Genomic DNA, 21,694 nt, shown 5'->3' with positions numbered 1-21,694 from the left:
GAACCCCGGTAGCGTCACCGGCACGGCCAGGTGAGGGCACTCGGAGGTTGGTCCCAATGACGAAGTACGAGGTCAAGCAGACTGCGGTGAGCCAGCTGCTCGCGCAGGTTCGTAGCGATTCGATCGCCATCCCGGAGTTGCAGCGTCCATTCGTCTGGAAGACCAGTCAGGTACGAGACCTGATGGATTCGCTCTACAACGGCTACCCGGTCGGGTACCTGATCACCTGGCAATCGGTGGGCGCCAAGCTCAAAGGTGGCCAGGTCGCCAAGCACCAGCAGATCCTCATCGACGGCCAGCAACGAGTGACGGCGCTGCGCGCGGCTGTCGATGGTCAGACGGTGGTTGACAAGAACTACGCGAAGAAGCGGATCAAGATCGCTTTCAACCCTGTCACCGAGGAGTTCGAGACCCAAAGCGCGGCCATCAAGAAGAGCAGCACCTGGATTGGCGATATCGCGGAGTTCTTCTCCCAAACCAGCCAGTTCACGTTCGTGCGGGAGTACGTCGAACGCAACCCCGACGTCGACCCCGGCCAAGTCGAACGTGCCATCAACCGACTCGCCGCCATCCAGCACGCGCAAGTCGGCGTGATCTCGCTCGCTGACGATCTGGATGTCGAGACGGTCGCTGAGATCTTCGTCAGGATCAACTCTAAGGGGGTGCCGCTGTCGAGCGCGGACTTCGCGATGAGCAAGATCGCGACATACGGCGACGAAGGCCGCAACCTGCGCAAGCTCATCGACTACTTCTGCCACCTGGCGGTGGCCCCGCACGCCTACGAAGACATTCGCGACAACGATGAAGAGTTCGCTGCCTCCGAACACCTCAGCAAGATCTCCTGGCTCAAGGACCAGAGCGTCGACCTCTACAACCCGTCGTACACCGACATGATCAGGGTCGCTGGAATGGTCGGCTTCAGCCGCGGCAAGGCGTCGTCGTTGGTGAGCCAACTGTCCGGGCTGGACCCGGCGACCCGCAAGATCGACGAGAGACTGATTCCCGGTGCCTACCAGCGTTTCGCCGGGGCGCTGGACGAGTTCGTCCGCAGGTACCACTTCGAGAACTTCCTGATGCTGATCAAGTCTGCCGGATTCATCGACGCCGACATGATCACCTCCAAGAACGCGCTCAACTTCGCGTACGCCTTGTACCTGCGCTTGCGCGCCGATCGCGACCTGTCCGAGGGGGAGCGGCAGCGCGTGGTCAAGAGGTGGTTCGTGCTCACGCTGTTGACCGGACGTGCCGTCGGCAGCTTCGAGACCACCTGGGAGACCGACCTGCGGCGGATCAGTGAGCAAGGCGCGTTGAACTACCTCAAGGTTCTAGAAGAGTCGCAACTCGATGACGGGTTCTGGACGGCAACGCTTCCGCAGAACCTCAACACCCCCAGTTCACGCAGTCCATACTTCCAGACCTACCTTGCGGCTCGAGTGGTCCTCGGTGGGCGTGGGTTCTTGTCCAAGACCATCAAGGTCTCGTCGATGATCGAACACCGCGGCGACATCCACCACATCGTCCCCAAGAACCATCTTCAGAAGAACGGCTACCCCAAGTCCGGCGACTACAACCAGGTAGCCAACTTCGCGCTGACCGAGACTGCCATCAACATCGCGATCGGCGACCGGCCGCCAGCCCAGTACATTCCCTGGGTCACCGAACAGATCGAGACCGGGGCACTGCGGCTGGGGGAGATCAGCGATGCCGCGGATCTGCAGGAAAACCTTGTCGAGAACGCGATACCTGACTTCATCGGAGACGTCACCGCTGCCAACTACCGCGAGTTCCTCGCCGCACGTCGGATCCTCATGGCTGCACTCATCCGTCGGTACTACGACTCCCTCTGAGCTCGAGAAGGCCCCTGCGAGAGGCTGCTCCATGTCTAGAGTCCGGCCCTACCCGAGGCGAGAGCTGCGCGGCCGCTTCACTCGCTGGCTGGGCCGCAACACGTTGGTGCTTATCGCTGTTGTCCTGCTGTTCGCGATCGTCGCCGGCCTCGGGACTTGGGCCCTGTGGAGTGTCTACGACCCCGGGCCCACCCAGTGGTACCTGATGGGCGTACTGCATGCATTCTCTGTGTTCGTCGTCGTCGCCATGGTGGCGACGCTCTTCATCGTCACGGACGGCGAAGCCATGCGACACCTGCGTGGAGCGTGGGGCGAGGAGAACACCAGCACCGAGTTGCGCCGCGCCAAGCGCAAGAAGCTGATCTGGGGCTGGGTCGACAGCATCCCACTGCAGCAGGGAGATATCGACCATCTGGTGGTCACCCGAGCCGGTGGCGTGCTGGCGATCGACTCGAAGTGGCGCTCGACGACAAACCAGACGGACCGAGCCAGCATGGTCGAGGCGGCCCAGCGTGCCCGCGGGCGAGCAGTCGCGGTCGTGCACACGCTGCTGAAGCGGGAGCGAGGCGGTCATCGAGAGCGCGGCGCCGCCTACCAAGTCCGTGCGGTGGTGGTGCTGTGGGGCGCGGAAGCGCAACGGCTGGGGGAGCCTAGGAACTTCGAGGGCGTGGACTTCGTGCCCGGGCGAAGTTTGGTCCCGTGGTTGAGTGCCCTGGACGGCGACCGGGTGGATGCCGCGGCAGCCAAAGACGTCCTCGGGCAGATCGAAGCGTTCCGGGCCGGTGTGGCGGAACGCGCCACCTGACTCACACCGGCCGCGACGCCGCCAGCATCGACCGCAGCAGATCCACCATCGGGAGAGTCATGGATCCTCGGTTGCCAGGTTCTGAGAGGGATCCGGGGGGCGGTCGTGGCGGGATATGGTTGCGCCAGTGCGTCTGAGGCTGGCAGGCTTCGCGGCATGTCGAAGGTCAGCATTGTTGCCCGCGTCATCGATGGGAACCGGATCGAGTGTCGAGTGGTATCGGCTCAAGGCCCGGAGCTCACGCTCACGGGGAGCGTCGACGACCAGGACCCCGAGATCAACGGCCAAGGGGACCCCGCGTTCGTGGAGAACCGCGCTCTCGCGAGCAACGCCTGGGCCTATGCCACCTTCACTCACAAGTCCGTGAGCCTGCCCGATCGGGAACAACAGACGGCTGCTGCGAAGCGTGCCAAAGCCCACGAGACCGTGGCCAAGTGGATTGCTGAAGTTGCGAGCGACGTGACCACCGAGAGCCGGCACGGTTGGTGCTCCGCCTGCTTCGGTGAGCACTCCCACCGGAAGGCCAAACGGCCCGCTGGCCAGCTTCCGTCGTACTTGTGCGTTGGCTGCGGCTCGCCGACCCTGCCCTGCGCCGGTCCCACGTGCAAGAACATGGCGGTCCGAGGGCGCGGTGGAGTGCGGACGCCGCGCTACTGTGCCGAGCATCGACACGAGATCCCCGGGTTCTCAAAGGCCAGCCAGACCATCGGCGACCTGAGCAACTACCGCGAGTTCCTGGAGTTCGAGAAGCGGAACCTCAGCGGTACTTCAAAGCTCGTCGGCCTCGGTCTTAGCGGGCTCCTCATGGCAACTCCCGCCGCGCTGGCGGCAGCCCCCGCCATCGGCGGTGCTGTTGGAACGGTGATCGGCGGATACACGGGCGCCGCAGCCACGAACTTTGGTCTTGCGCTCCTCGGCGGAGGTGCGGTGTCTGCGGGTGGGTTCGGGATGCTCGGAGGCACTCTGGTGATCGGTGCGCTGGGCGGTGCCCTCGGCGGCACCTTGGGAGCCTCGATCACTAACACCTATGTTCGTGAGGACAAGTCATTCCACATCGAGATGCTCCGGGGTGGTCCCGGCACCGCTGTGATCGTGTGCAGCGGCTTCCTCAGCCAGAACGGCAAGGGCTGGGGAGAATGGCGAGAGCTCATCAACCGGCGTTACCCAGACTCGCCGGTATACCGGGTCCACTGGGGCGCCAAGGAACTCAAGAATCTGGGCCTCTTGGGCGGCAGCGGAGCAGCCAAGTTCGTTGGCGGTGCTGCGTTCAAGCGCGCCGCGGCGAGGGCAGCGAAGGTGGCAGCGAAACGAATCGGCCCAATCGCACCCGCCCTCATGGCCCTGGACCTCGCGCACAACCCTTGGCACGTGGCGAAGAGCCGGTCCGAGAAGACCGGCCTCATCGTCGCCGATCTCCTCGCCCGGACCGACGAGAAGTCGTACGTGCTGATCGGCCACAGCCTCGGCGCGCGGGCGATGGTGGTCGCCGCGCAGGCCCTGAGCAGCAAGTCCGGCGGCCCGCGGCTCGAGGCTGCCCACCTGCTCGGGGCAGCCATCGGCGCCAAGAGCGACTGGTTCACCCTCACCGCAGCGGTCGATGAGGCAGTCTACAACTACCACTCGACCAACGACCGCGTCCTGAAAATGCTGTACACGGTCGCTCAGGGCGGTCAGACTGCGGCCGGGTTGAAGGGCTTCACCCCAATCGAGGACAAGTTGCAGAACATCGACGTCTCAGAGCAGGTCAAAGGCCACTCGGACTACTTCGAGAACGTGATTCTGCGGTAGGAGCAGTGCCCTCCGAGCGCAGCACTCACTGGACCCGGAGGGCCTGCTGAGGGCGAAGTTGGAGATTTCACCTCCGGCCAGCATCGCGACTCGCTAGCGTGCATGTCACACGCCCGGAGGCGGCGCTGTGGGCGATCGGGCTGCGCGGCCACTGAATGAGTCGGAGGGGGCTCGTACCTTGCACGCTGAAGCCAAGCCGAGCCAGGTCTGACGACGACGTTGTTGACGCCGATCGCGCCCTGGGTGGCGGAGGCGTTCGCTCACCAGGAAGGTATCCATCATGCGTATCGCGATTCGGGCCGTGGCCTTCGTCCTTGTCGGCGTGCTTGTGCTCGTCGCCGGGGCCAGTGTGGCCGCGCAGTTCAGCCTCATCTCAAACCCGTTCCAGACCACGACCACGGACCGGAGTCAGCCCGCTCTACTGAAGTCGATCCAGGACATCGGCCAGTACCACGCTGCCGTCGGCAACTTCGAGGTCATTCTGGACGTCGAACACGACACGGGATGGGTGCCGAGCTTCCTCGCCGGTGAGCGGACGCTGTTCGTGGCCGCTGGAACGGTCAATGCCTACGTCGACTTGTCCGGCCTCGCCGGCGGTGACCTGGCGTTGTCTGACGACATGGAGTCGGTCCAAGTCAGACTTCCCGGTGCGGAACTGGACAAGCCCAACCTGGACCAGGAGCGCACCTACCTGTTCTCGCAGCAGCGCGGGCTGACGAACCGAATCAGCGGCGCGATCTCGGTGAAGGACCAGTCGGAGTTCTACAAACTCGCAGAGGAGAAACTCGCCTCTGCCGCTCAGGAGTCGGAACTGGTGCAGCGAGCCGACGAGAACACCAGGGCGATGCTGATCGGAATGTTCGCTGCCCTCGCCATCGAGGTGACCTTCATCGACGAGGCCCCCACGGAATAGACGCTGGTCTGACTCACGCCGGCCGCGACGCCGCCAGCATCGACCGCAGCAGATCCACCAGTGCGTGCACCGGCAGCTCCGGGTCGAAGGCGCGTTGCACACCCAGGCCGATGCCCAGCGACAGGAGCTGCACGGCGGCGTCCTCGGGCGGCATCGGCAGGGTCAGGCCCAACTCTTCGGCCTGTTGTTCGATCAGGCCGGCGACGAGCGTGGTGATCTCGCGGCGGCGTTGCGCCAGGTGGGGGGCGAGGGGGGAGAGGTGGCGGGTGCTGGTGGCGAACTCCACCTCCAGCGCGGTCCAGCCCACGTCGCCGATGTTGGCCTCGGCCCAGGCAGCGAACGCCTCGATCCGCTCCTCGGTCCCCTCCACCCCGGACACCGCCTCGGCCAGTGAGATCGCCCGCTCCATCCGCACGCGGTCCAACACCGCCAACCCCAGCCCGTGCTTGGTGGCGAAGTTCGAATAGACCGCCCCCTTGGAGAAGCCCGCCTCGGCAGCCACCCGATCGAGCGACGTGGCGTTGTAGCCATCCGCCAAGAACAGCCGCGCCGCGGTCGTCACCAACGACTCCCGGGTCTGGGCGTGCGACTCCTTGCGGGACAAGCGGGTCATGGAGAAACCCTAGCAATCAGGGCTACCGCTGGTATTGGAATACCGTTAGTATCTGAATGTATGACACGAGCACTCGCCATCGGCTGCGGTGGCACCCTCGGCTTCGCCTGGACCGCGGTCGCCCTGCGCGCCCTCGAAACCGAACTCGACTGGGACGCCCGCACCGCCGACATCCTCATCGGCACCTCCGCAGGCGCGGAGATCGTCGCCGCCCTCGGCTCCGGCCACCGCCCCCAAGACCTCCTCGACGCCCTCGACGGACACCCCGACGCCGACGCGCTGCTCGCCCGGCACGTCGCCACCCACCCCGGCCACCTGCCCCCGCTGCCCCTCCCACTCCTGCCCGCCACCGGCCTGATCCGCGCCGGACTGCAGCAACGCTCGGCGTACACCGCCCTCGCCGGCCTGCTGCCCCGCGGCCGCGGCGACGCCACCTGGCTCCGCGAGTACGGCGACGCGCTCGCCACCGACCACGGCTGGACCACCCACACGGCCACCTGGATCGTCGCCGCCGACGCCGCCACCGGAGCACGGGTCGCGTTCGGCGCCCCCGGCGCACCCGAAGCCAACCTCGGGGAGGCGATCGCCGCCTCCTGGGCCATCCCCGGCTGGTTCCCGCCCGTCACGATCGGCGACCGCCGCTACGTCGACGGGGGAGCGGTCTCCTCGGTCTCCGCCGACCTGCTCCTCGAGGCGGGCGTTGACGAGGTGATCATCGTCGCCCCGATGACCAGCGAAGGTGGTGCCCCGGCGCGTGGCGTTGCCCGTGTCGAACGGGTGCTGCGACGGCAGATGACCCGCGGGCTGGACGCCGAAGTCGACCGGCTGCGAGCGGCGGGAGTTCGCGTGCGGCGGATTGAGCCGGGGCCGGCCGAACTCGAGGCGATGGGGGCCAACTTCATGGACCTGCGTAGGCGGGGGGAGACGTTGGGGGTGGCGCGGCGGGGTCTCGATACGTCGCTCGACCGGCGAGGGGGTGGTCTCGATACACCGCCTCGTTCCTCGGCGGCACTCGACCACCGAGATGGGGAGGAGGGGGAGTGAGGGGTGATGTGGAGGTGGCGATCATCGGGGCCGGGATCTCCGGGATCGCGGCCGCGATCAAGCTGCGCGAGGCCGGCATCACCGACATCGTCGTACTCGAGAAGGCCGACACCTACGGCGGCACCTGGCGCGCCAACACCTACCCCGGCTGCGCCTGCGACGTGCCCTCGCGGCTCTACTCCTACAGCTTCGCGCCCAGCACCGACTGGTCCCGGGTCTACTCCACCCAGGACGAGATCCTCGACTACATCCAAGGCGTCGCCCGCGACCACCATCTCGACGACGTCACCCGGTTCGGGGTCGAGGTCACCGACGCCGAATGGGACGGCAAAGTCTGGCAGCTGACCACCACCGACCACGGCACCGCCAGTCCCCAGACAGCGGGCCAGGCCGCCACCAGCCAGCTGACCGCCCGCTACCTGGTCAGCGCCGCCGGCCCCTGGAACGAACCCAAGATCCCCGACATCCCCGGCCTCGCCGACTTCGCCGGACCCGTCTGGCACTCGGCCCGCTGGAACCACGACCACGACCTGACTGGCGAACGCGTCGCCGTCATCGGCACCGGCGCCTCCGCCGTCCAGTTCGTGCCCCGCATCCAGCCCGACGTCGCCGCCCTGCACCTCTTCCAACGCACCGCCCACTGGGTGCTGCCCAAACTCGACCACCCCGTCCCCGACGTGGAGAAGTGGGCGCTGCGCACCGTGCCGCTGCTCGCCCGCACCCTCAAGCGGCTCGAGTACTCGATGATGGAGTTGGTCGGGCTCGCCTTCCATCGCCCCAAGCCCCTCATGCACGCCCTGCAACGACTTGGCAAGGCCTACCTGCGCGCCGCCGTACCCGACCGCGAACTGCGCGCCACACTCACCCCGCACTACCTGATCGGCTGCAAGCGGATCCTCTTCTCCAACGACTACCTGCAGACCCTGGGCCGGCCGAACGTCACCGTGCACGCCACCGGCGTCGCCGAGATCCGCGGCAACACCGTCATCGGCACCGACGGCAGCCACGCCGAGGTGGACACCATCATCCTCGGCACCGGCTTCCACATCCTCGACATGCCGGTCGCCGACAGGGTCCGCGGCGCCGACGGCCGCACCCTGGCCGAGCACTGGGCCAGCTCCCCGGAGGCCTACCTCGGCACCGTTGTCGCCGGCTTCCCCAACGCGTTCATCGTGCTCGGCCCCGGCCTCGGCACCGGCCACACCTCCGCGTTCGCCATCGCCGAATCCCAGGTCAGCTACCTCGTCGACGCGATCCGGCACAGCCAGGACACCGGGCAGCCGCTCGCCGTCCGCCCCGAGGTGCAGGCCGAGTACGTCGCCGGAGTCCAGGCCGCGCTGGGCGGCACCGCCTACAACCTCAGCCAGTGCAGCAGTTACTACATCGACGCCAACGGCCGGAACTCGTTCAGCTGGCCCTGGTCGACCGGCGAACTCGTCCGCCGGGTCAGCCACTTCCACCCCGCCGACTACCAGGAGACCCCCGCATGAGCCGCTACCCGCGCATCGACCTCGACGGCGCCCTCGTCGTCATCACCGGTGCCGCCCGCGGCATCGGGCTCGCCACCGCCGCCGCCTTCGCCGAAGCCGGCGCCCGGGTCGCCCTCGGCGACCTCGACGGCGACCTCGCCGAGAAGGCCGCCCACGAACTGCCTCCCGGGATGGCCAGCGGACACCACCTCGACGTCGCCGACCTCACGTCGTACGCCGACTTCCTCACCGCCGCGCAAGGCCACCACCAGCGGCCCGTCGACGTCCTCGTCAACAACGCCGGCGTGATGCCCAACGGCCGCTTCGTCGACGGCGAGGAGCGCATCGACCGGCTGATGATGGACGTCAACGTGCACGGCCCCATCCACGGGATGCGGCTGGTGCTGCCCGGCATGACCGACCGCGGCCGCGGCCACATCGTCAACGTCGCCTCGCTGGCCGGGAAGTTCCCGCTCAAGGGGCTCGCCGTCTACAACGCCAGCAAGTACGCCGTCGTCGGGCTCAGCGCCGCGGTCCGCCTCGAACTCGACGGCACCGGCGTCAGCGTCAGCACCGTCCTGCCCAGCGCGGTCAACACCGAACTCTCCTCAGGCATCGACCTCGGCGTGCTGCCCAAGGTCGAACCCGAGGCGATCGCGGCGGCGATCGTCGGCTCGGTGCGCAGCCGCCGCGCCGAGATCGCGGTGCCCGGCTACCTCGGCCGGCTCGCTGCGATCACCCCGCTCACCCCCGAACCCGTGCTGCGCACCCTCCGTCGGCTCGCCCACGACGACGCCGCGATCACCCGGGTCGACGACGCGGTGCGAGGCACGTACCTTGGCAGGATCCTGGGTCGCGAGGAGGCCTGATGAACGAGACCTCCATGAGGTCCATCCCGAGGCCAGTGGGCCCTAGCAGCGCTATGGAGTGACCTCTGGCATTTGCGGCGAGGGCATAAGGCCGTACCTGAACCAGAGCTCGACCTGTGCGGTCTCTCGCATCGCCTGCTCGATCTCGGGTGAGCGAGATTGCTGTCTCGTTCTCAAGCCCACGATCAGGCCCAACCCATCTGGCCGCAGGCTGACCGCCTCAAGCGGCCACTCGTTGTTGCTCGCAGCCTTGGATAGACGCCTATGAGCGCTGTCGAGCTCCTCGTAAGAGTAGACACGAGCACTGTCCTCGATCGACGACTCACTCCCGTCGCTCCCCTCCGACGGGGACATCTGGCATGCAACGAGGAACGCCGTGAACGCCGCAGCAAGCACCACCCCGCCAGTGGCACTACTCCTTGCCTGGGACAGCATCGGCTACTCCACAGTTCCGAGGTACGTGACGCTACCCCCCTGAGACGTGATACGCCGCGTACTGGTTCCGGAGACCCATAGACGAGTCCGGCGGATGGGTTCTGGTCAGCCCCTGGGTCGGGCCTCCGTCGCCCTCCTCGCACCTTCACCGTGGACGAGGTCGGGGAGCGCCGTAGCAATCTTTGGGCCAGACGAGCCACGACAATGAACTGACGACGCGGATCATGAATGCGATCGACGCCAGCAATCTTCGCGCAGGCATCCGCACTCGCCAGTCCACGTCTCGACGCCTGCCTGACTTGCCGGTGGTCGTTCACGGGGAGGCCGCGTGCTCCAGCCACGTTTTGTGGGTGGGTCGTGGGATGCTCGGGCCCCCAGTGAGAGTGGGGGAGGGAGGGTTCGGTTGAGCGACTCGCGCAAGCGTCTCGATGCGTCCGATCACCCCGACAAGGATGTACGCAAAGCGCTCAAGAGGATCCTGGAGGGACCGTTCGAACTGGTCAAGGGCGGCCACTGGGGGATGTTGAGGTGCGACAACGGGTGCTGCCAGATCTCGGTGAGCGGCAGCCCCCGCAACGCCCCGCGCCATGCCTTGGAACTGCTGCGCGAGGCTGCCAAGTGCCCGCGCGACGACGGAGATGTCCGAAACAAGCTGCGCTGACCGCGGGTGGCCGTCCGATCTCGGATTGTGATCGAAACCCCATTGTCGGGTCGAGTCCGGGCCGATAGTGTTGTCTGATGACAACAGTTGGATTGGGAGAGGCACCGATGAACGAGTACCGACTGTCCTTCGAAGCTGCCTCGCCGTTGTCGATCGAGGAACTCTCGGAGGGCTTCTATGAGCACTTCGACGGCGTGCTCGTCGAGCGCGCCGGTCAGATCATCGTGACGGTCTACGTGGAGGGCCCGACGGCCATCGATGCAGCGCACGCGGCCATCGACAAGCTCGAGAGGCTGAATGTGAGCGTCTGTCACGTCGACAGCGACCTGGTTGACGCCTCTGAGATCGCCAGTCGGCTCGGAGTGACCCGCCAGGCTGTTCAGCTCTGGGCTACCGGGAAGCGCGGCAAGGGCTTCCCGCGCCCCGTTGGTTCGCCGGGTGGGAAGCGGATCTGGACCTGGGGCGAGGTCGTCGCTTGGGCGCGAGCCAACCAGCATTCGGATGAGGCTTCCGGTCTGAGCCGAGACGAGCTCACGATCGTGAACGCGCACCTGGCCGAGCGACGCCGGCGAGCCTCATCCCCTAGCTGGGAGGTCAAGCCGGGCCACTCAAAGGCTCAGGCCGGCGTGCGTGGCATTGAGGACTACCACCAGTCTCCCGTCCCGGTGAAGGCGAGCCTGTGATGGCGCGCAGCGCCGCCGCGGTCAGCCCGACCGCCTACTACACCGGTCACGTCTGGGTCCGGCACGGGCTCGCGCCCACCAGTTGGCGCACCCGCCCCGGCCGGCTCATGTACGCCGCGCTGCAGCCGGCGATGCTCGCCTCCCGGACCGTCGACGGCCCCACCCTGGAGAGCTTCCTGCTGGCCCGGCACCGACTCATCGACCAGCTGCTCACCGAGGCGATCGAAGCCGGCGAGGTGACCCAGGTCGTCGAGATCGCCGCCGGCATGTCCCCGCGTGGGCTGTGGTTCACCGACAACTACCCGGTCCGCTACGTCGAGACCGACCTGCCCGCGATGGCCGCCCGCAAACGGGACCTGCTCGGCACCCGCCCCGACCACCACCAGGTGGTCGCCGCCGACGCCCTCGGCACCGGACCGGGCAGCCTCGTCGACGTCCTCGCCGGCCTGGACCGCAGCGCCGGGGTGGCGGTCATCTCCGAAGGACTGCTCAACTACCTGCCCGCAGCCGACGTACGACGCCTCTGGGCGACGATCGCCGGCGCCCTCGCCGAACACCCCCACGGCCGCTACCTCTCCGACCTGCACCTGTCCGGGGAGAACACCGGCGCCGCCGCCCGGATCGGCGCCCAGATGATCGGCGCCTTCGTCCGCGGCCGGATCCACCTGCACTTCACCGACACCGACGAAGCTCAGCGAGTGCTGCTGGAGAGCGGGTTCACCGCCGCCACCCTGCACCAACCCGGCTCCGGCCTGGTGCGCGTCGTCGACGCCCACGCGCGTTGACCGTGCTGGTGAGGCTCAGTCGGTAAGGCCGTCGCCGCCCTGCAGCGACGCGGACAGCCCGGTCACCAGAGCCGTGAGGCCTTCCTCGAAGGCGGCATCGGCGGGGCTGCCGCCGGTCCGCTGCAGAGCCTCGTCATGGGCGGCGACCGCGGCGGCGAAGTCCGGCACCGCCTCGGCCGCGGCGCCGGGGGAGAGCACATCCGTCGGCGCGGTCGCGTCCAGCGCGGAGCCGAGGATGAACGACTCCAGGGCGACCATCGCCGGGATGATCCGCTCCTCGGGCCAGCCGGCCCGGCGGAAGCCGAGCACCACGTGCTCGTACATGTGCAGCGTGCGGATCGCCCCCTTGACCGGCATCGTCGCGAACAGGGTGATCGCCCGCGGATGGGCGATGAACGCGGCGCGATAGCCCCGCGCCCACGCGGTGACCGCCTCGGTCCACGGCCGCTCGTCGAACATCGACGCGTCGATCGAGTCGGTGATCAGCTCCTGGATCCCGTCGAGCACGTCCTCCTTGCCGGAGACGTGGTTGTAGAACGACGAGGGTCGCACCGACATCCGGGCCGCCAGCGCGGCCATCGAGAACCCCTCCGGCCCGACCTCGTCGAGCAGGGTCAGCCCGGCGGCCACGATCCGGTCGCGGCTGAGCACCGTCTCGCGGGGTCGGCCGACCCCGCGCGGGCTCTGCCTCTCAGATGCGGTGCTCATGGGGCCATCCTGCCGTGTCGTGTCCGTCCGTGCTCAGCGGCGCAGCCGAATCAAGTGACCGCATTCAACTGACCAGGGGCCGCATCATCCGCGCCACCACGCTGGACCGACGGGTCACGCGCTCCTCGACGTCGGCCAGCGTCATCGCCCGCAGACCGGCGTTGATCCCCAGCCAGCGCAACGGCTCCGGCTCCCACCGAGGCGAACGATGATTCACCCACGGCAGCCCGGTCAGCGCGGTCGACTCACCCAGCACCAGATCGCGCAGGGTGCGACCGGCCAGGTTCGTGGTGCTCACCCCGTCGCCGACGTACCCCCCGGCCCAACCCAGCCCGGTCGCCGGATCCAGCCCCACCGAGGCGCACCAGTCCCGGGGGATGCCCAGCGCGCCGCCCCAGGCATGGGTGATCCGGGTCCCGGCCAGCACCGGGAGCAGATCCACCAGCGTCTCGCGCAGTCGAGCGAAGACCCGTGGCTCGTGGTCGAACTCCGGCCGGATCCGCGAGCCCGCGTGGTACGGCGCTCCCCGGCCGCCGAAGACCAGTCGCCCGTCGGCGGTGCGTTGGCCGTAGACGATCAGATGCCGGTGCTCGGAGAAGGTCTCCCGCTGCCGCAGGCCGATCTGCTCCCACAGCTGATCCGGGAGGGGCTCGGTCGCGATCACCAGCGAATAGACCGGCGCCACCTCGCGACGGGTGTCGGGCAGTTGGGCGGTGTACCCCTCCGTCGCCCGGATCACCGAGCCGGCACGGACCGTGCCACCGTCGGTCTGCACCAGGCCGGGCTCGATCCGACGTACCGGGCTGTGCTCGTGGATCACCACCCCGCGCCGTTCACAGGCGCGCGCCAACCCGGCCACCAGCCGCATCGGCTGCAAGGCGGCACAGTCGGGGGTGAAGGTGCCACCGATGACCCGGGTGGCGGCCAGCCGGGCTGTCGCCTGGTCGGCGTCGAGCAGCGTCGGCTGGTCCAGACCCCAGGACCGGGCATGGGCGACCTCGTCCCGCGCCCGCTCCAGTTGGGCGGCCGAACGGGCCAGCACCACGGTGCCGCCGGCAGCGAAGTCGCAGTCGATCCCTTCGGCCTCGGCTGCTCGCCCGACCTCGGCCACGCTGGCCACCATCGCCTGGTGCTGGGCCAGCGCGGCGGTCCGCGACGAGCCACCGAGGGCGGCCAGCGACTCCAGGGAGGCAGGGAAGAGCGCCGAGCACCAGCCGCCGTTGCGCCCGGAGGCACCGAACCCGACGTGCTCGGCCTCCAGCACCACGACGCGTGCGTGCGGGGCCAGATAGTAGGCCGTCCACAGTCCGGTGAGCCCGCCGCCGACGATGGCCACGTCGTAGTCGGCGTCGCCGGTCAGCGGCGCCCGGGGTGGGACGTCGATCTGGTCGGGACCGAGTTGGTCCGCCCAGAGTGAGGTCACCGCACACCCCAGGAGTAGGTCTGTTTGCGCAGGCTCAGATACATGAACGTCTCAGTGGTGTGCACGCCCCCCACCGAGCGCATCTCGTCGAGCAGCCGCAGCAGGTGCTCGTCGCTCACACAGACGGCCTCGACGAGGATGTCGAACGTCCCGGCGGTGACCACGACGTACTCCACCGAGTCGAGCTCGGCGATCTTGTCCGCGACCGGCTCCACCGGCCCCTGCACCCCGACGCCGATCATCGCCTGCCGGGCGAAGCCCAGCTCCAGCGGGTCGGTGACCGCGACCACCTGCATCACGCCGCTCTCGATCAGCCGCTGCACGCGTTGTCGCACCGCGGCCTCGGAGAGTCCCACCTCCTTGCCGATGGAGGCATAGGGGCGGCGACCATCCTGCTGCAGTTGCTCGATGATGGCCTTGGAGACGTCGTCCAGTGGGGCGCCTGACTTCTTCACGAGAGCCATCTTGGCGAAGAACAGTGCCGAGGTCAACGCTTTACGATCGTGTTAACGACGGATTTCGTAGTTCTTCAGAAGATTCTCAACGATATCCCTTGTGTGGGCTGCGCCACATTTGGCATAGTGCCGTAGGTCGCACCCGTCGACATCGTGATCAGGAGGACTCGTCATGCCCACAGATCCCGCACTGCGCAATGAGGTTGCCCGGCTCGCTCGACAGGCCGGCGCTGCAGGCGTCAGCCGTCGCAGATTCCTCGGCGGCGCCGGGCTCGCGGCCCTCGCCGTGGCGGCTCCCGGGCTGGTCGGCTGCGGCACCCAGGGTGCCCGCCAGACCGCCGACTCGTGTGTGAGCGAGGACCTCTCCGCGACCGAGCGGACGCTGCACTTCTCCAACTGGCCGCTCTACATCGACGAGGAGGAGATCCGGCGCGGCGGTCAGCGGGTCACCGTCTTCCCGACGCTGGAGCGGTTCCAGGCCGAGTCCGGGATCACCGTGGACTACGTGGCCGACGTGAACAGCAACGCCGAGTTCTTCGGGGTGGTCCGCAACCAGCTCGCCGACTGCCAGCCGACCGGCCGGGACCTCTTCGTGCTCACCGACTACATGGCCCGCCGGATGGTCGAGCTGGGCTGGCTGCAGGCCCTGGACATGTCCCGGATGCCCAACGTCGAGGCGAACCTGGTGGACAGCCTGCGCAGCCCGTCCTGGGATGCCGACCGCACCTACTCGGTGCCGTGGCAGACCGGGCTCACCGGCATCGCCTACAACGCCAAGCTGACCGGCGAGGTGAGCAGCTTCGAGGAGCTGCTCACCCGCGCCGACCTCAAGGGCAAGGTCTCGCTGCTCTCGGAGATGCAGGACACGATGATCTTCATGCTGCTGATGACCGGCGCCGACCCCGAGAACTTCAACGACGACGAGTTCGAGACCGCGCTGGAGCGGCTCAAGGAGGTCACCGCGTCGGGTCAGATCCGCCGGTTCACCGGCAACGAGTACGCCCAGGATCTGTCCAAGGGCAACATCGTCGCCTGCGAGGCCTGGTCAGGTGACGTGATCCAGCTCCAGTTCGACAACCCCGACATCAAGTTCGTCGCCCCCACCGAGGGTCTGTCGCTGTGGTCGGACAACCTGCTGGTGCCCAACCGGGCCACCCACAAGTCCAACGCCGAGGACCTGATCAACTTCTACTACCAGCCCGACGTGGCCGCCGAGCTGGCCGCCTGGGTGAACTACATCTGCCCGGTCAAGGGCGCCCAGGAGGCGATGCTCGAGATCGACCCCGAGCTCGCCGAGAACGAACTGATCTTCCCCAGCGACGAACTGCTCGCCAACAGTCACGGGTTCATGTCGATGGACCAGGCCACCGAGCGGCGCTACCAGCAGCTCTTCTCCGAAGTGGTCGGTGGCTGATGACCGAGACCCAGACGCCTGCTGCGGGAGCGCAACTCAGCCTCCGGGCGCTCACCAAACGCTTCGAGAAGTTCGTGGCCGTCGACGCCCTCGACCTCGACGTCGGTGCCGGACAGTTCTTCGCCCTGCTCGGCCCCTCGGGCTGCGGCAAGACCACCACGCTGCGGATGATCGCCGGACTCGAGGAGCCCACCTCGGGGCAGATCCTGCTCGGCGGCGACGACATCGCCCGGCTCAAGCCCTACAAGCGGCCGGTCAACACCGTCTTCCAGAACTACGCGCTCTTCCCGCACCTGAACATCTTCGAGAACGTCGCCTTCGGCCTGCGCCGGCGCCGGATCGGCAACGTCAAGCCGAAGGTCGACGAGATGCTGGAGCTGGTCCAGCTCGGGGCGATGGCCACCCGCAAGCCCTCCCAGCTCTCCGGCGGCCAGCAGCAGCGGGTCGCGTTGGCGCGGGCGCTGATCAACCAGCCCAGGATCCTGCTCCTCGACGAGCCGCTGGGCGCGTTGGACCTGAAGCTGCGTCGGCAGATGCAGTTGGAGCTCAAGCGGATCCAGACCGAGGTCGGCATCACCTTCATCCACGTCACTCACGACCAGGAGGAGGCGATGACGATGGCCGACACGATCGCGGTGATGAACAACGGCGTCGTCGAGCAGTTGGGCGGCCCCACCGAGCTCTACGACAACCCCGCCACCACCTTCGTCTCCAACTTCCTGGGCCAGTCCAACCTGATCCGGGGCACCGTCAAGACCGCCGGTGCCGACGTGGTCGTGGACGTCCATGGCACCACTGCGGCGGTGCCGGCCGACCGGGCCCGGGTCACCTCGGGTGACGTCTGGGTCGGCGTCCGTCCGGAGAAGGTGGAGCTGACCGCGGCCGGCCAGGCGGCCGGCGCGCCCGGCACCACCCAGACCGGCACCACCCTGGCCGGCGGTGTCGTCGCCGAGGTCGCCTTCATCGGGGTGTCCACCCAGTACCTGGTGGAGATGCCCTGGGGTCAGCAGCTCACCGTCTTCGTCCAGAACAACGGCGCCCGCGACGACTTCCGTCCCGGTGACCCGGTCGACGTGCACTGGCGCGGCGAGCACACCTTCCTGCTCGACGCCGCCCAGGACGCGCATGCGGGGGAGGAGGAGTGAGTGCGGTCGTCGGCGGCCTGACCGACGCGGCCCGGGGCACCGCGACCACCCCCACTCCGACCCCGATCTCGCGGCGCAAGCTCACCGGCTACTTCCTGCTGCTGCCGGCGCTCGCCTGGCTGGCGATCTTCTTCGCCGTCCCCAGCGTCCAGTTGATGGCCACCTCGTTGTACGACCGCAGCGGTTCGCTGGAGTACGGCTACGAGATGACCTTCGCAGTGGGCAACTACCCGGCGGCCTGGACGGCGTACGCCACCCAGTTCGGGCGCTCCTTCATGTACGCCGGCATCGCGACGGTGCTGGCGATCTTCCTCGCCTACCCGCTGGCGTACGCGATCGCCTTCCGGGCGGGGAGGTTCAAGCACCTGATGCTGGTGCTGGTGATCGCGCCGTTCTTCACCAGCTTCCTGGTCCGCACCCTGGCCTGGAACTCCATCCTGGCCGACAACGGCTTCGTGGTCGGCTCGCTGAAGACGATCGGCATCCTGCCCGAGGACGGCCGGCTGCTGGCCAGTTCGGTGGCCGTGGTCGCCGGTCTGACCTACAACTTCCTGCCGTTCATGGTGCTGCCGCTGTATGCCAGCCTGGAGAAGATCGACCTGCGGCTGGTCGAGGCGGCCCGCGACCTGTACGCCAACGGGTTCACCGCCTTCCGGAAGGTGACGCTGCCGTTGTCGCTGCCCGGCCTCGTCGCCGGCACCCTGCTCACCTTCATCCCGGCGTCGGGTGACTACATCAACAGCCAACTGCTGGGCACCCCGAAGCAGGCGATGATCGGCAACGTCATCGACCGCAACTTCCTGGTGATCCTGGACTACCCGATGGCTGCGGCGTGCTCGGTCACGCTGATGGTCGCCATCGTGACCATGGTGCTCTTCTACGTGCGCCGCTCCGGAGCGGAGGAACTGCTGTGACGCGTGTCGGACGCTGGGCCGCGGACCATGCGGTCCTCTTCGTGGCCGGGCTGGTGCTGCTCTACATGTTCCTGCCGGTCTCCTTCGTGGTGCTGATGTCGTTCAACGACCCGGTCTCCCGGCTCTCCTACGAGTTCCAAGGGTTCACCTGGGACAACTGGCGCAACATGTGCGCGCCGGCCGGGCTCTGCTCGTCGCTGCTGACCTCGATCCAGATCGGGCTGGCTGCCACCCTCGGTGCCACCGTGTTGGGCACCCTGGCCGCGTTCGCGCTGGTGCGGCACCGGTTCCGCGGCCGGAAGGCGACCTCGGTGCTGATCTTCCTGCCGATGGCCACCCCGGAGGTGGTGATGGGCTCCTCGCTGCTGGCGCTCTTCGCGGCCGGCGGCCTGGCCGGACGGCTCGGCTTCTGGTCGATCCTGATCGCCCACATCATGTTCTGTCTGTCGTTCGTGGTGGTGACCGTCAAGGCCCGGCTGGCCGGGCTGGACTCCACCCTGGAGCAGGCGTCGATGGATCTCTACGCCAGCGAATGGACGACGTTCTGGCGGGTCACCATGCCGCTGGTCTTCCCCGGCATCATGGCGGCGGCGATGTTGAGCTTCTCGCTCTCCTTCGACGACTTCATCATCACCAACTTCAACCACGGCAACACCATCACCTTCCCGATGTTCGTCTGGGGGGCCGCGCAACGCGGCATCCCGCCGCAGGTGAACGTGGTCGGAAGCCTGATGTTCCTCACCGCGCTGCTGCTGGTGCTGGTCAGCACCGGCATCGGCCGCCGGAAGCAGGCCGCCTGATGTCTGCCCGAAGTCGGGTCCCGACGGCAGCCAGTGCCGCCGCAGGGGCAGCCCTGGCCGACGCGTCACCGAGTGTCTTCTGGCTCGACGACCCGGACCGCCCCGAGCCGCTGCCACCGTTGTCGGGTCGCCAGCACGCCGACCTGGTGGTCGTCGGCGGCGGCTACACCGGCCTGTGGACCGCGCTGCGTTCGGTGGAGCGGTACCCGGACGCCTCGGTGATGGTGCTGGAGGCGGGCCGCTGCGGCAACGAGGCGTCGGGCCGCAACGGCGGCTTCGCCGCGGCCAGCCTCACCCACGGATTCGGCAACGGGCTGGCCCGCTGGCCCGACGAACTGGACACCCTGGACCGGCTCGGTGCGCAGAACCTGGCCGACCTGGCCGCCGACGTGGACCGCTACGGCATCGACTGCCACCTGGAGGCCACCGGTGCCCTGGATGTGGCGTTGGCGCCGTGGCAGGTCGAGGAGTTGGCAGAGTACGCCGACGAGCTCACCGCCCGGGGTCACCAGGTGCAGTTGCTCTCCGGCGAGCAGACCCGCAAACGGGTCGACTCACCGACGTACCTCGGCGGCCTCTACGACGCGGCCGGCACCGTGATGGTGGAGCCGGCCCGGCTCGCCTGGGGGCTGCGTCGGGCCTGCCTGGAGCGGGGCGTGGTGATCCACGAGGGCACCCGGGTCACCGCGGTGGCCGACGAACGCGGCCGGCCGGTGGTGCACACCGTGAGCCGCGACGGGGTCGCCGCCGCGGTGCGCGCCGACCGGGTCGCCTTGGCCACCAACGCCTTCCGGCCGCTGCTGCGCCGGCTGCGATTGATGACGGTGCCGGTCTACGACCATGTGCTGGTCACCGAGCCGTTGAGCGAGGCCCAACTGGCGTCGATCGGCTGGTCGGGTCGCGAAGGCATCGGCGATGTCGCCAACCAGTTCCACTACTACCGGCTGACCCGGGACAACCGGATCCTGTGGGGCGGCTACGACGCGGTCTACCACTACGGCTCCCGGATCGACCGGTCCCTGGAGCAGTCCGCCAGCACCCACGCGACGCTGGCCGAGCACTTCCTGGAGACCTTCCCGCAGTTGCAGGGCATCCGATTCACCCATCGCTGGGGCGGGGTGATCGACACGTGCACCCGGTTCAGCGCCTTCTTCGGCACCGCCCGGCACGGCCGGGTCGGCTACGCGCTCGGCTACACCGGGCTCGGCGTGGCCGCCACCCGGTTCGGCGCCGACGTGATGCTCGACCTGCTGCACGGCGAGACCACCGAACGCACCGAACTGGAGATGGTGCGCAGCACGCCGCTGCCGTTCCCACCCGAGCCCGCCCGGGCGCTGGGCATCAACCTGACCCGCTGGTCGCTGGCCCGGGCCGACCGGAATCAGGGCCGGCGCAACTCCTGGCTGCGCACCCTGGACCGGTTCGGGCTCGGCTTCGACTCCTGACGCCCACGTCGTACCCACCACCAAGGAGCACCACCCATGGAGACCATCCGCAACGTGATCGACGGCCGGGTCGAGGAGTCCGCGGCGACCGAGTTCATCGAGCTGGTCGACCCGACCACCGGGGAGCCGGACGGACGCTCGCCGAAGTCCACCGCTGAGGAGGTGGACCGCGCCTGCGCTGCCGCCGAACGGGCCTTCACGACCTGGCGGCGGACCACCCCCGGCGAGCGGCAGGCGGCACTGCTGGCGCTGGCCGACCTGGTGGGCGCCCACCGCGACGAACTGGTGGAGCTGCAGTCGCGCGACACCGGCCAGATCAAGGACCACATCGCCACCGAGGAGGTCGACCAGGGCATCGACCAGCTCCGCTTCTTCGCCGGCGCCGCCCGGATGCTCGAGGGCCGCGCCACCGGGGAGTACCTGGCCGGGCACACCTCCAGCATCCGCCGCGAGCCGATCGGCGTGGTCGCCCAGGTGACCCCGTGGAACTATCCGTTCGCGATGGCGGTGTGGAAGATCGCGCCCGCGCTGGCGGCCGGCAACACCATCGTGCTCAAGCCCAGCGACACCACCCCCCGATCCACGGTGCGGCTCGCCGAGCTGGCGCAGCAGGTGCTGCCGGCCGGGGTGCTGAACGTGGTCAACGGTGACGCCGAGACGGGGCGACTGCTGGTCGAGCACCCCACCCCCGCACTGGTCGCGATCACCGGATCGGTGCGCGCCGGGATCGCGGTGGCCACCTCGGCCGCGCAGCAGCTGAAGCGGGCGCATCTGGAGCTGGGCGGCAAGGCGCCGGCGGTGGTCTTCGCCGACGCCGACGTGCAGGCGGCCGCCGAGGGGATCGCCGGGGCCGCGTACTTCAACGCCGGCCAGGACTGCACCGCCGCGTGTCGGGCGATCGTCCACGAGTCGGTGTACGAGGAGTTCCTGGCCGCGCTGGTGCGGCACGCCGAAGCGCACCGGCCCGGGCCCGCCGACGATGAGGAGTCGGCGTACGGACCGCTCAACAACGCCAGCCACTTCGCCAAGGTGAGCGGGTACGTCGAAGGGTTGCCGCCGCACGCGAAGGTGGCCACCGGCGGTCACCAGGTGGGGGAGTGTGGCTACTACTACGCGCCCACGGTGATCACCGGGGTCCGCCAGGATGACGACGTGGTGCAGCAGGAGATCTTCGGGCCGGTGATCACCGTGCAGACCTTCACCGACGACGACGAGGCGCTGGCGATGGCCAACGGGGTGCCGTTCGGGCTGGCCGCGAGCGTGTGGACCAGTGACCACCAGAGAACCCTGCGGATGACGATGGATCTGGACTTCGGCTGTGTCTGGGTGAACACGCACATCCCGTTCGTCTCCGAGATGCCGCACGGCGGGTTCGGGATCTCCGGCTACGGCAAGGACCTGTCCGGCTACGGGCTGGAGGACTACACCCGGATCAAGCACGTGATGAGCGCGCTGGGCTGAGGTGACCTGCCCCGCCC

Annotated in this window: 20 protein-coding genes; 16 read left to right on the top strand and 4 right to left on the bottom strand. The window is 68.3% G+C overall.

The features are described 5' to 3' along the window. Window positions 1–56 precede the first annotated feature (56 nt). The 4 genes from JKG67_RS07685 to JKG67_RS07670 all read left to right on the top strand — a co-directional run bounded on the left by JKG67_RS07685 (window position 57) and on the right by JKG67_RS07670 (window position 5,353). Window positions 57–1,847, top strand: a complete 1,791-nt coding sequence (locus JKG67_RS07685) for a GmrSD restriction endonuclease domain-containing protein (RefSeq protein ID WP_203336714.1) — start codon at window positions 57–59, stop codon at window positions 1,845–1,847. 31 nt (window positions 1,848–1,878) lie between these two features. After that, entirely contained in the window at window positions 1,879–2,652 is a 774-nt protein-coding gene (locus tag JKG67_RS07680; RefSeq protein ID WP_203336713.1) for an NERD domain-containing protein, read from the top strand. Window positions 2,653–2,808: 156 nt separating this feature from the next. Beyond that, a complete protein-coding gene (locus JKG67_RS07675; RefSeq protein ID WP_203336712.1) occupies window positions 2,809–4,440 on the top strand; it encodes a DUF726 domain-containing protein in 1,632 nt (543 codons plus the stop codon). Between the two features lie 280 nt (window positions 4,441–4,720). Beyond that, window positions 4,721–5,353, top strand: coding sequence for a DUF4230 domain-containing protein (locus tag JKG67_RS07670; protein WP_203336711.1), 633 nt, complete (start codon window positions 4,721–4,723; stop codon window positions 5,351–5,353). Window positions 5,354–5,366: 13 nt separating this feature from the next. Here JKG67_RS07670 and JKG67_RS07665 read toward each other — a convergent pair whose 3' ends face one another. Continuing rightward, window positions 5,367–5,966 carry a TetR/AcrR family transcriptional regulator gene (locus tag JKG67_RS07665; protein ID WP_203336710.1) on the bottom strand — a complete coding sequence of 200 codons (600 nt, stop codon included), beginning with the start codon at window positions 5,964–5,966 and terminating at the stop codon, window positions 5,367–5,369. 60 nt (window positions 5,967–6,026) lie between these two features. On the opposite strand from JKG67_RS07665, the gene JKG67_RS07660 reads away from it, so the two are divergent. The 6 genes from JKG67_RS07660 to JKG67_RS07635 all read left to right on the top strand — a co-directional run bounded on the left by JKG67_RS07660 (window position 6,027) and on the right by JKG67_RS07635 (window position 11,912). Continuing rightward, entirely contained in the window at window positions 6,027–7,010 is a 984-nt protein-coding gene (locus tag JKG67_RS07660; RefSeq protein ID WP_203336709.1) for a patatin-like phospholipase family protein, read from the top strand. Then, window positions 7,007–8,500, top strand: coding sequence for a flavin-containing monooxygenase (locus tag JKG67_RS07655; protein WP_203336708.1), 1,494 nt, complete (start codon window positions 7,007–7,009; stop codon window positions 8,498–8,500). The genes JKG67_RS07660 and JKG67_RS07655 overlap by 4 nt, the downstream gene beginning before the upstream one ends. Beyond that, entirely contained in the window at window positions 8,497–9,348 is an 852-nt protein-coding gene (locus JKG67_RS07650) for an SDR family oxidoreductase (protein WP_203336707.1), read from the top strand. Before JKG67_RS07655 ends, JKG67_RS07650 begins: the two co-directional genes overlap by 4 nt. Window positions 9,349–10,186: 838 nt before the next feature. Then, on the top strand, window positions 10,187–10,444 hold the full coding sequence (locus JKG67_RS07645) for a hypothetical protein (RefSeq protein ID WP_203336706.1): 258 nt from the start codon (window positions 10,187–10,189) through the stop codon (window positions 10,442–10,444). 107 nt (window positions 10,445–10,551) lie between these two features. Further along, window positions 10,552–11,127, top strand: a complete 576-nt coding sequence (locus tag JKG67_RS07640) for a helix-turn-helix transcriptional regulator (RefSeq protein WP_203336705.1) — start codon at window positions 10,552–10,554, stop codon at window positions 11,125–11,127. Next, on the top strand, window positions 11,127–11,912 hold the full coding sequence (locus JKG67_RS07635; RefSeq protein ID WP_203336704.1) for a class I SAM-dependent methyltransferase: 786 nt from the start codon (window positions 11,127–11,129) through the stop codon (window positions 11,910–11,912). Before JKG67_RS07640 ends, JKG67_RS07635 begins: the two co-directional genes overlap by 1 nt. 15 nt (window positions 11,913–11,927) lie before the next feature. Here the strand turns inward: JKG67_RS07635 and JKG67_RS07630 are convergent, their stop codons facing one another. From JKG67_RS07630 to JKG67_RS07620, 3 genes are all read right to left on the bottom strand, one after another. After that, a complete protein-coding gene (locus JKG67_RS07630; protein ID WP_203336703.1) occupies window positions 11,928–12,620 on the bottom strand; it encodes a TetR/AcrR family transcriptional regulator in 693 nt (230 codons plus the stop codon). 64 nt (window positions 12,621–12,684) lie between these two features. After that, the gene (locus JKG67_RS07625) at window positions 12,685–14,043 is read right to left on the bottom strand and encodes an NAD(P)/FAD-dependent oxidoreductase (protein WP_203336702.1); all 1,359 of its coding nucleotides are present in this window, start codon (window positions 14,041–14,043) and stop codon (window positions 12,685–12,687) included. Beyond that, window positions 14,040–14,534 (bottom strand): Lrp/AsnC family transcriptional regulator, encoded by a 495-nt coding sequence (locus JKG67_RS07620; RefSeq protein ID WP_238998137.1) that lies wholly within the window; start codon window positions 14,532–14,534, stop codon window positions 14,040–14,042. Before JKG67_RS07620 ends, JKG67_RS07625 begins: the two co-directional genes overlap by 4 nt. A 136-nt stretch (window positions 14,535–14,670) precedes the next feature. Between JKG67_RS07620 and JKG67_RS07615 the strand changes: the two genes are divergently transcribed. From JKG67_RS07615 to JKG67_RS07590, 6 genes are read left to right on the top strand one after another with little or no spacing between them, the layout of a single operon-like run. Continuing rightward, window positions 14,671–15,912 carry an ABC transporter substrate-binding protein gene (locus tag JKG67_RS07615; RefSeq protein WP_203336701.1) on the top strand — a complete coding sequence of 414 codons (1,242 nt, stop codon included), beginning with the start codon at window positions 14,671–14,673 and terminating at the stop codon, window positions 15,910–15,912. Further along, window positions 15,912–17,057 carry an ABC transporter ATP-binding protein gene (locus tag JKG67_RS07610; RefSeq protein WP_203336700.1) on the top strand — a complete coding sequence of 382 codons (1,146 nt, stop codon included), beginning with the start codon at window positions 15,912–15,914 and terminating at the stop codon, window positions 17,055–17,057. Before JKG67_RS07615 ends, JKG67_RS07610 begins: the two co-directional genes overlap by 1 nt. After that, on the top strand, window positions 17,054–17,971 hold the full coding sequence (locus JKG67_RS07605; RefSeq protein WP_307816470.1) for an ABC transporter permease: 918 nt from the start codon (window positions 17,054–17,056) through the stop codon (window positions 17,969–17,971). Before JKG67_RS07610 ends, JKG67_RS07605 begins: the two co-directional genes overlap by 4 nt. Next, complete coding sequence (locus JKG67_RS07600; RefSeq protein ID WP_307816469.1) at window positions 17,968–18,771, top strand: ABC transporter permease; 804 nt, start codon at window positions 17,968–17,970, stop codon at window positions 18,769–18,771. Before JKG67_RS07605 ends, JKG67_RS07600 begins: the two co-directional genes overlap by 4 nt. Beyond that, the gene (locus JKG67_RS07595) at window positions 18,771–20,216 is read left to right on the top strand and encodes an NAD(P)/FAD-dependent oxidoreductase (protein ID WP_203336699.1); all 1,446 of its coding nucleotides are present in this window, start codon (window positions 18,771–18,773) and stop codon (window positions 20,214–20,216) included. Before JKG67_RS07600 ends, JKG67_RS07595 begins: the two co-directional genes overlap by 1 nt. A gap of 36 nt (window positions 20,217–20,252) precedes the next feature. Further along, entirely contained in the window at window positions 20,253–21,677 is a 1,425-nt protein-coding gene (locus tag JKG67_RS07590; protein WP_203336698.1) for an aminobutyraldehyde dehydrogenase, read from the top strand. Window positions 21,678–21,694: the final 17 nt, after the last annotated feature.

Source organism: Nocardioides limicola, assembly GCF_016827675.1.
Lineage (GTDB): Bacteria > Actinomycetota > Actinomycetes > Propionibacteriales > Nocardioidaceae > Nocardioides > Nocardioides limicola.
Note: the sequence above shows the minus strand (reverse complement) of the source record. Positions and strands in the feature narration are given on the sequence as shown.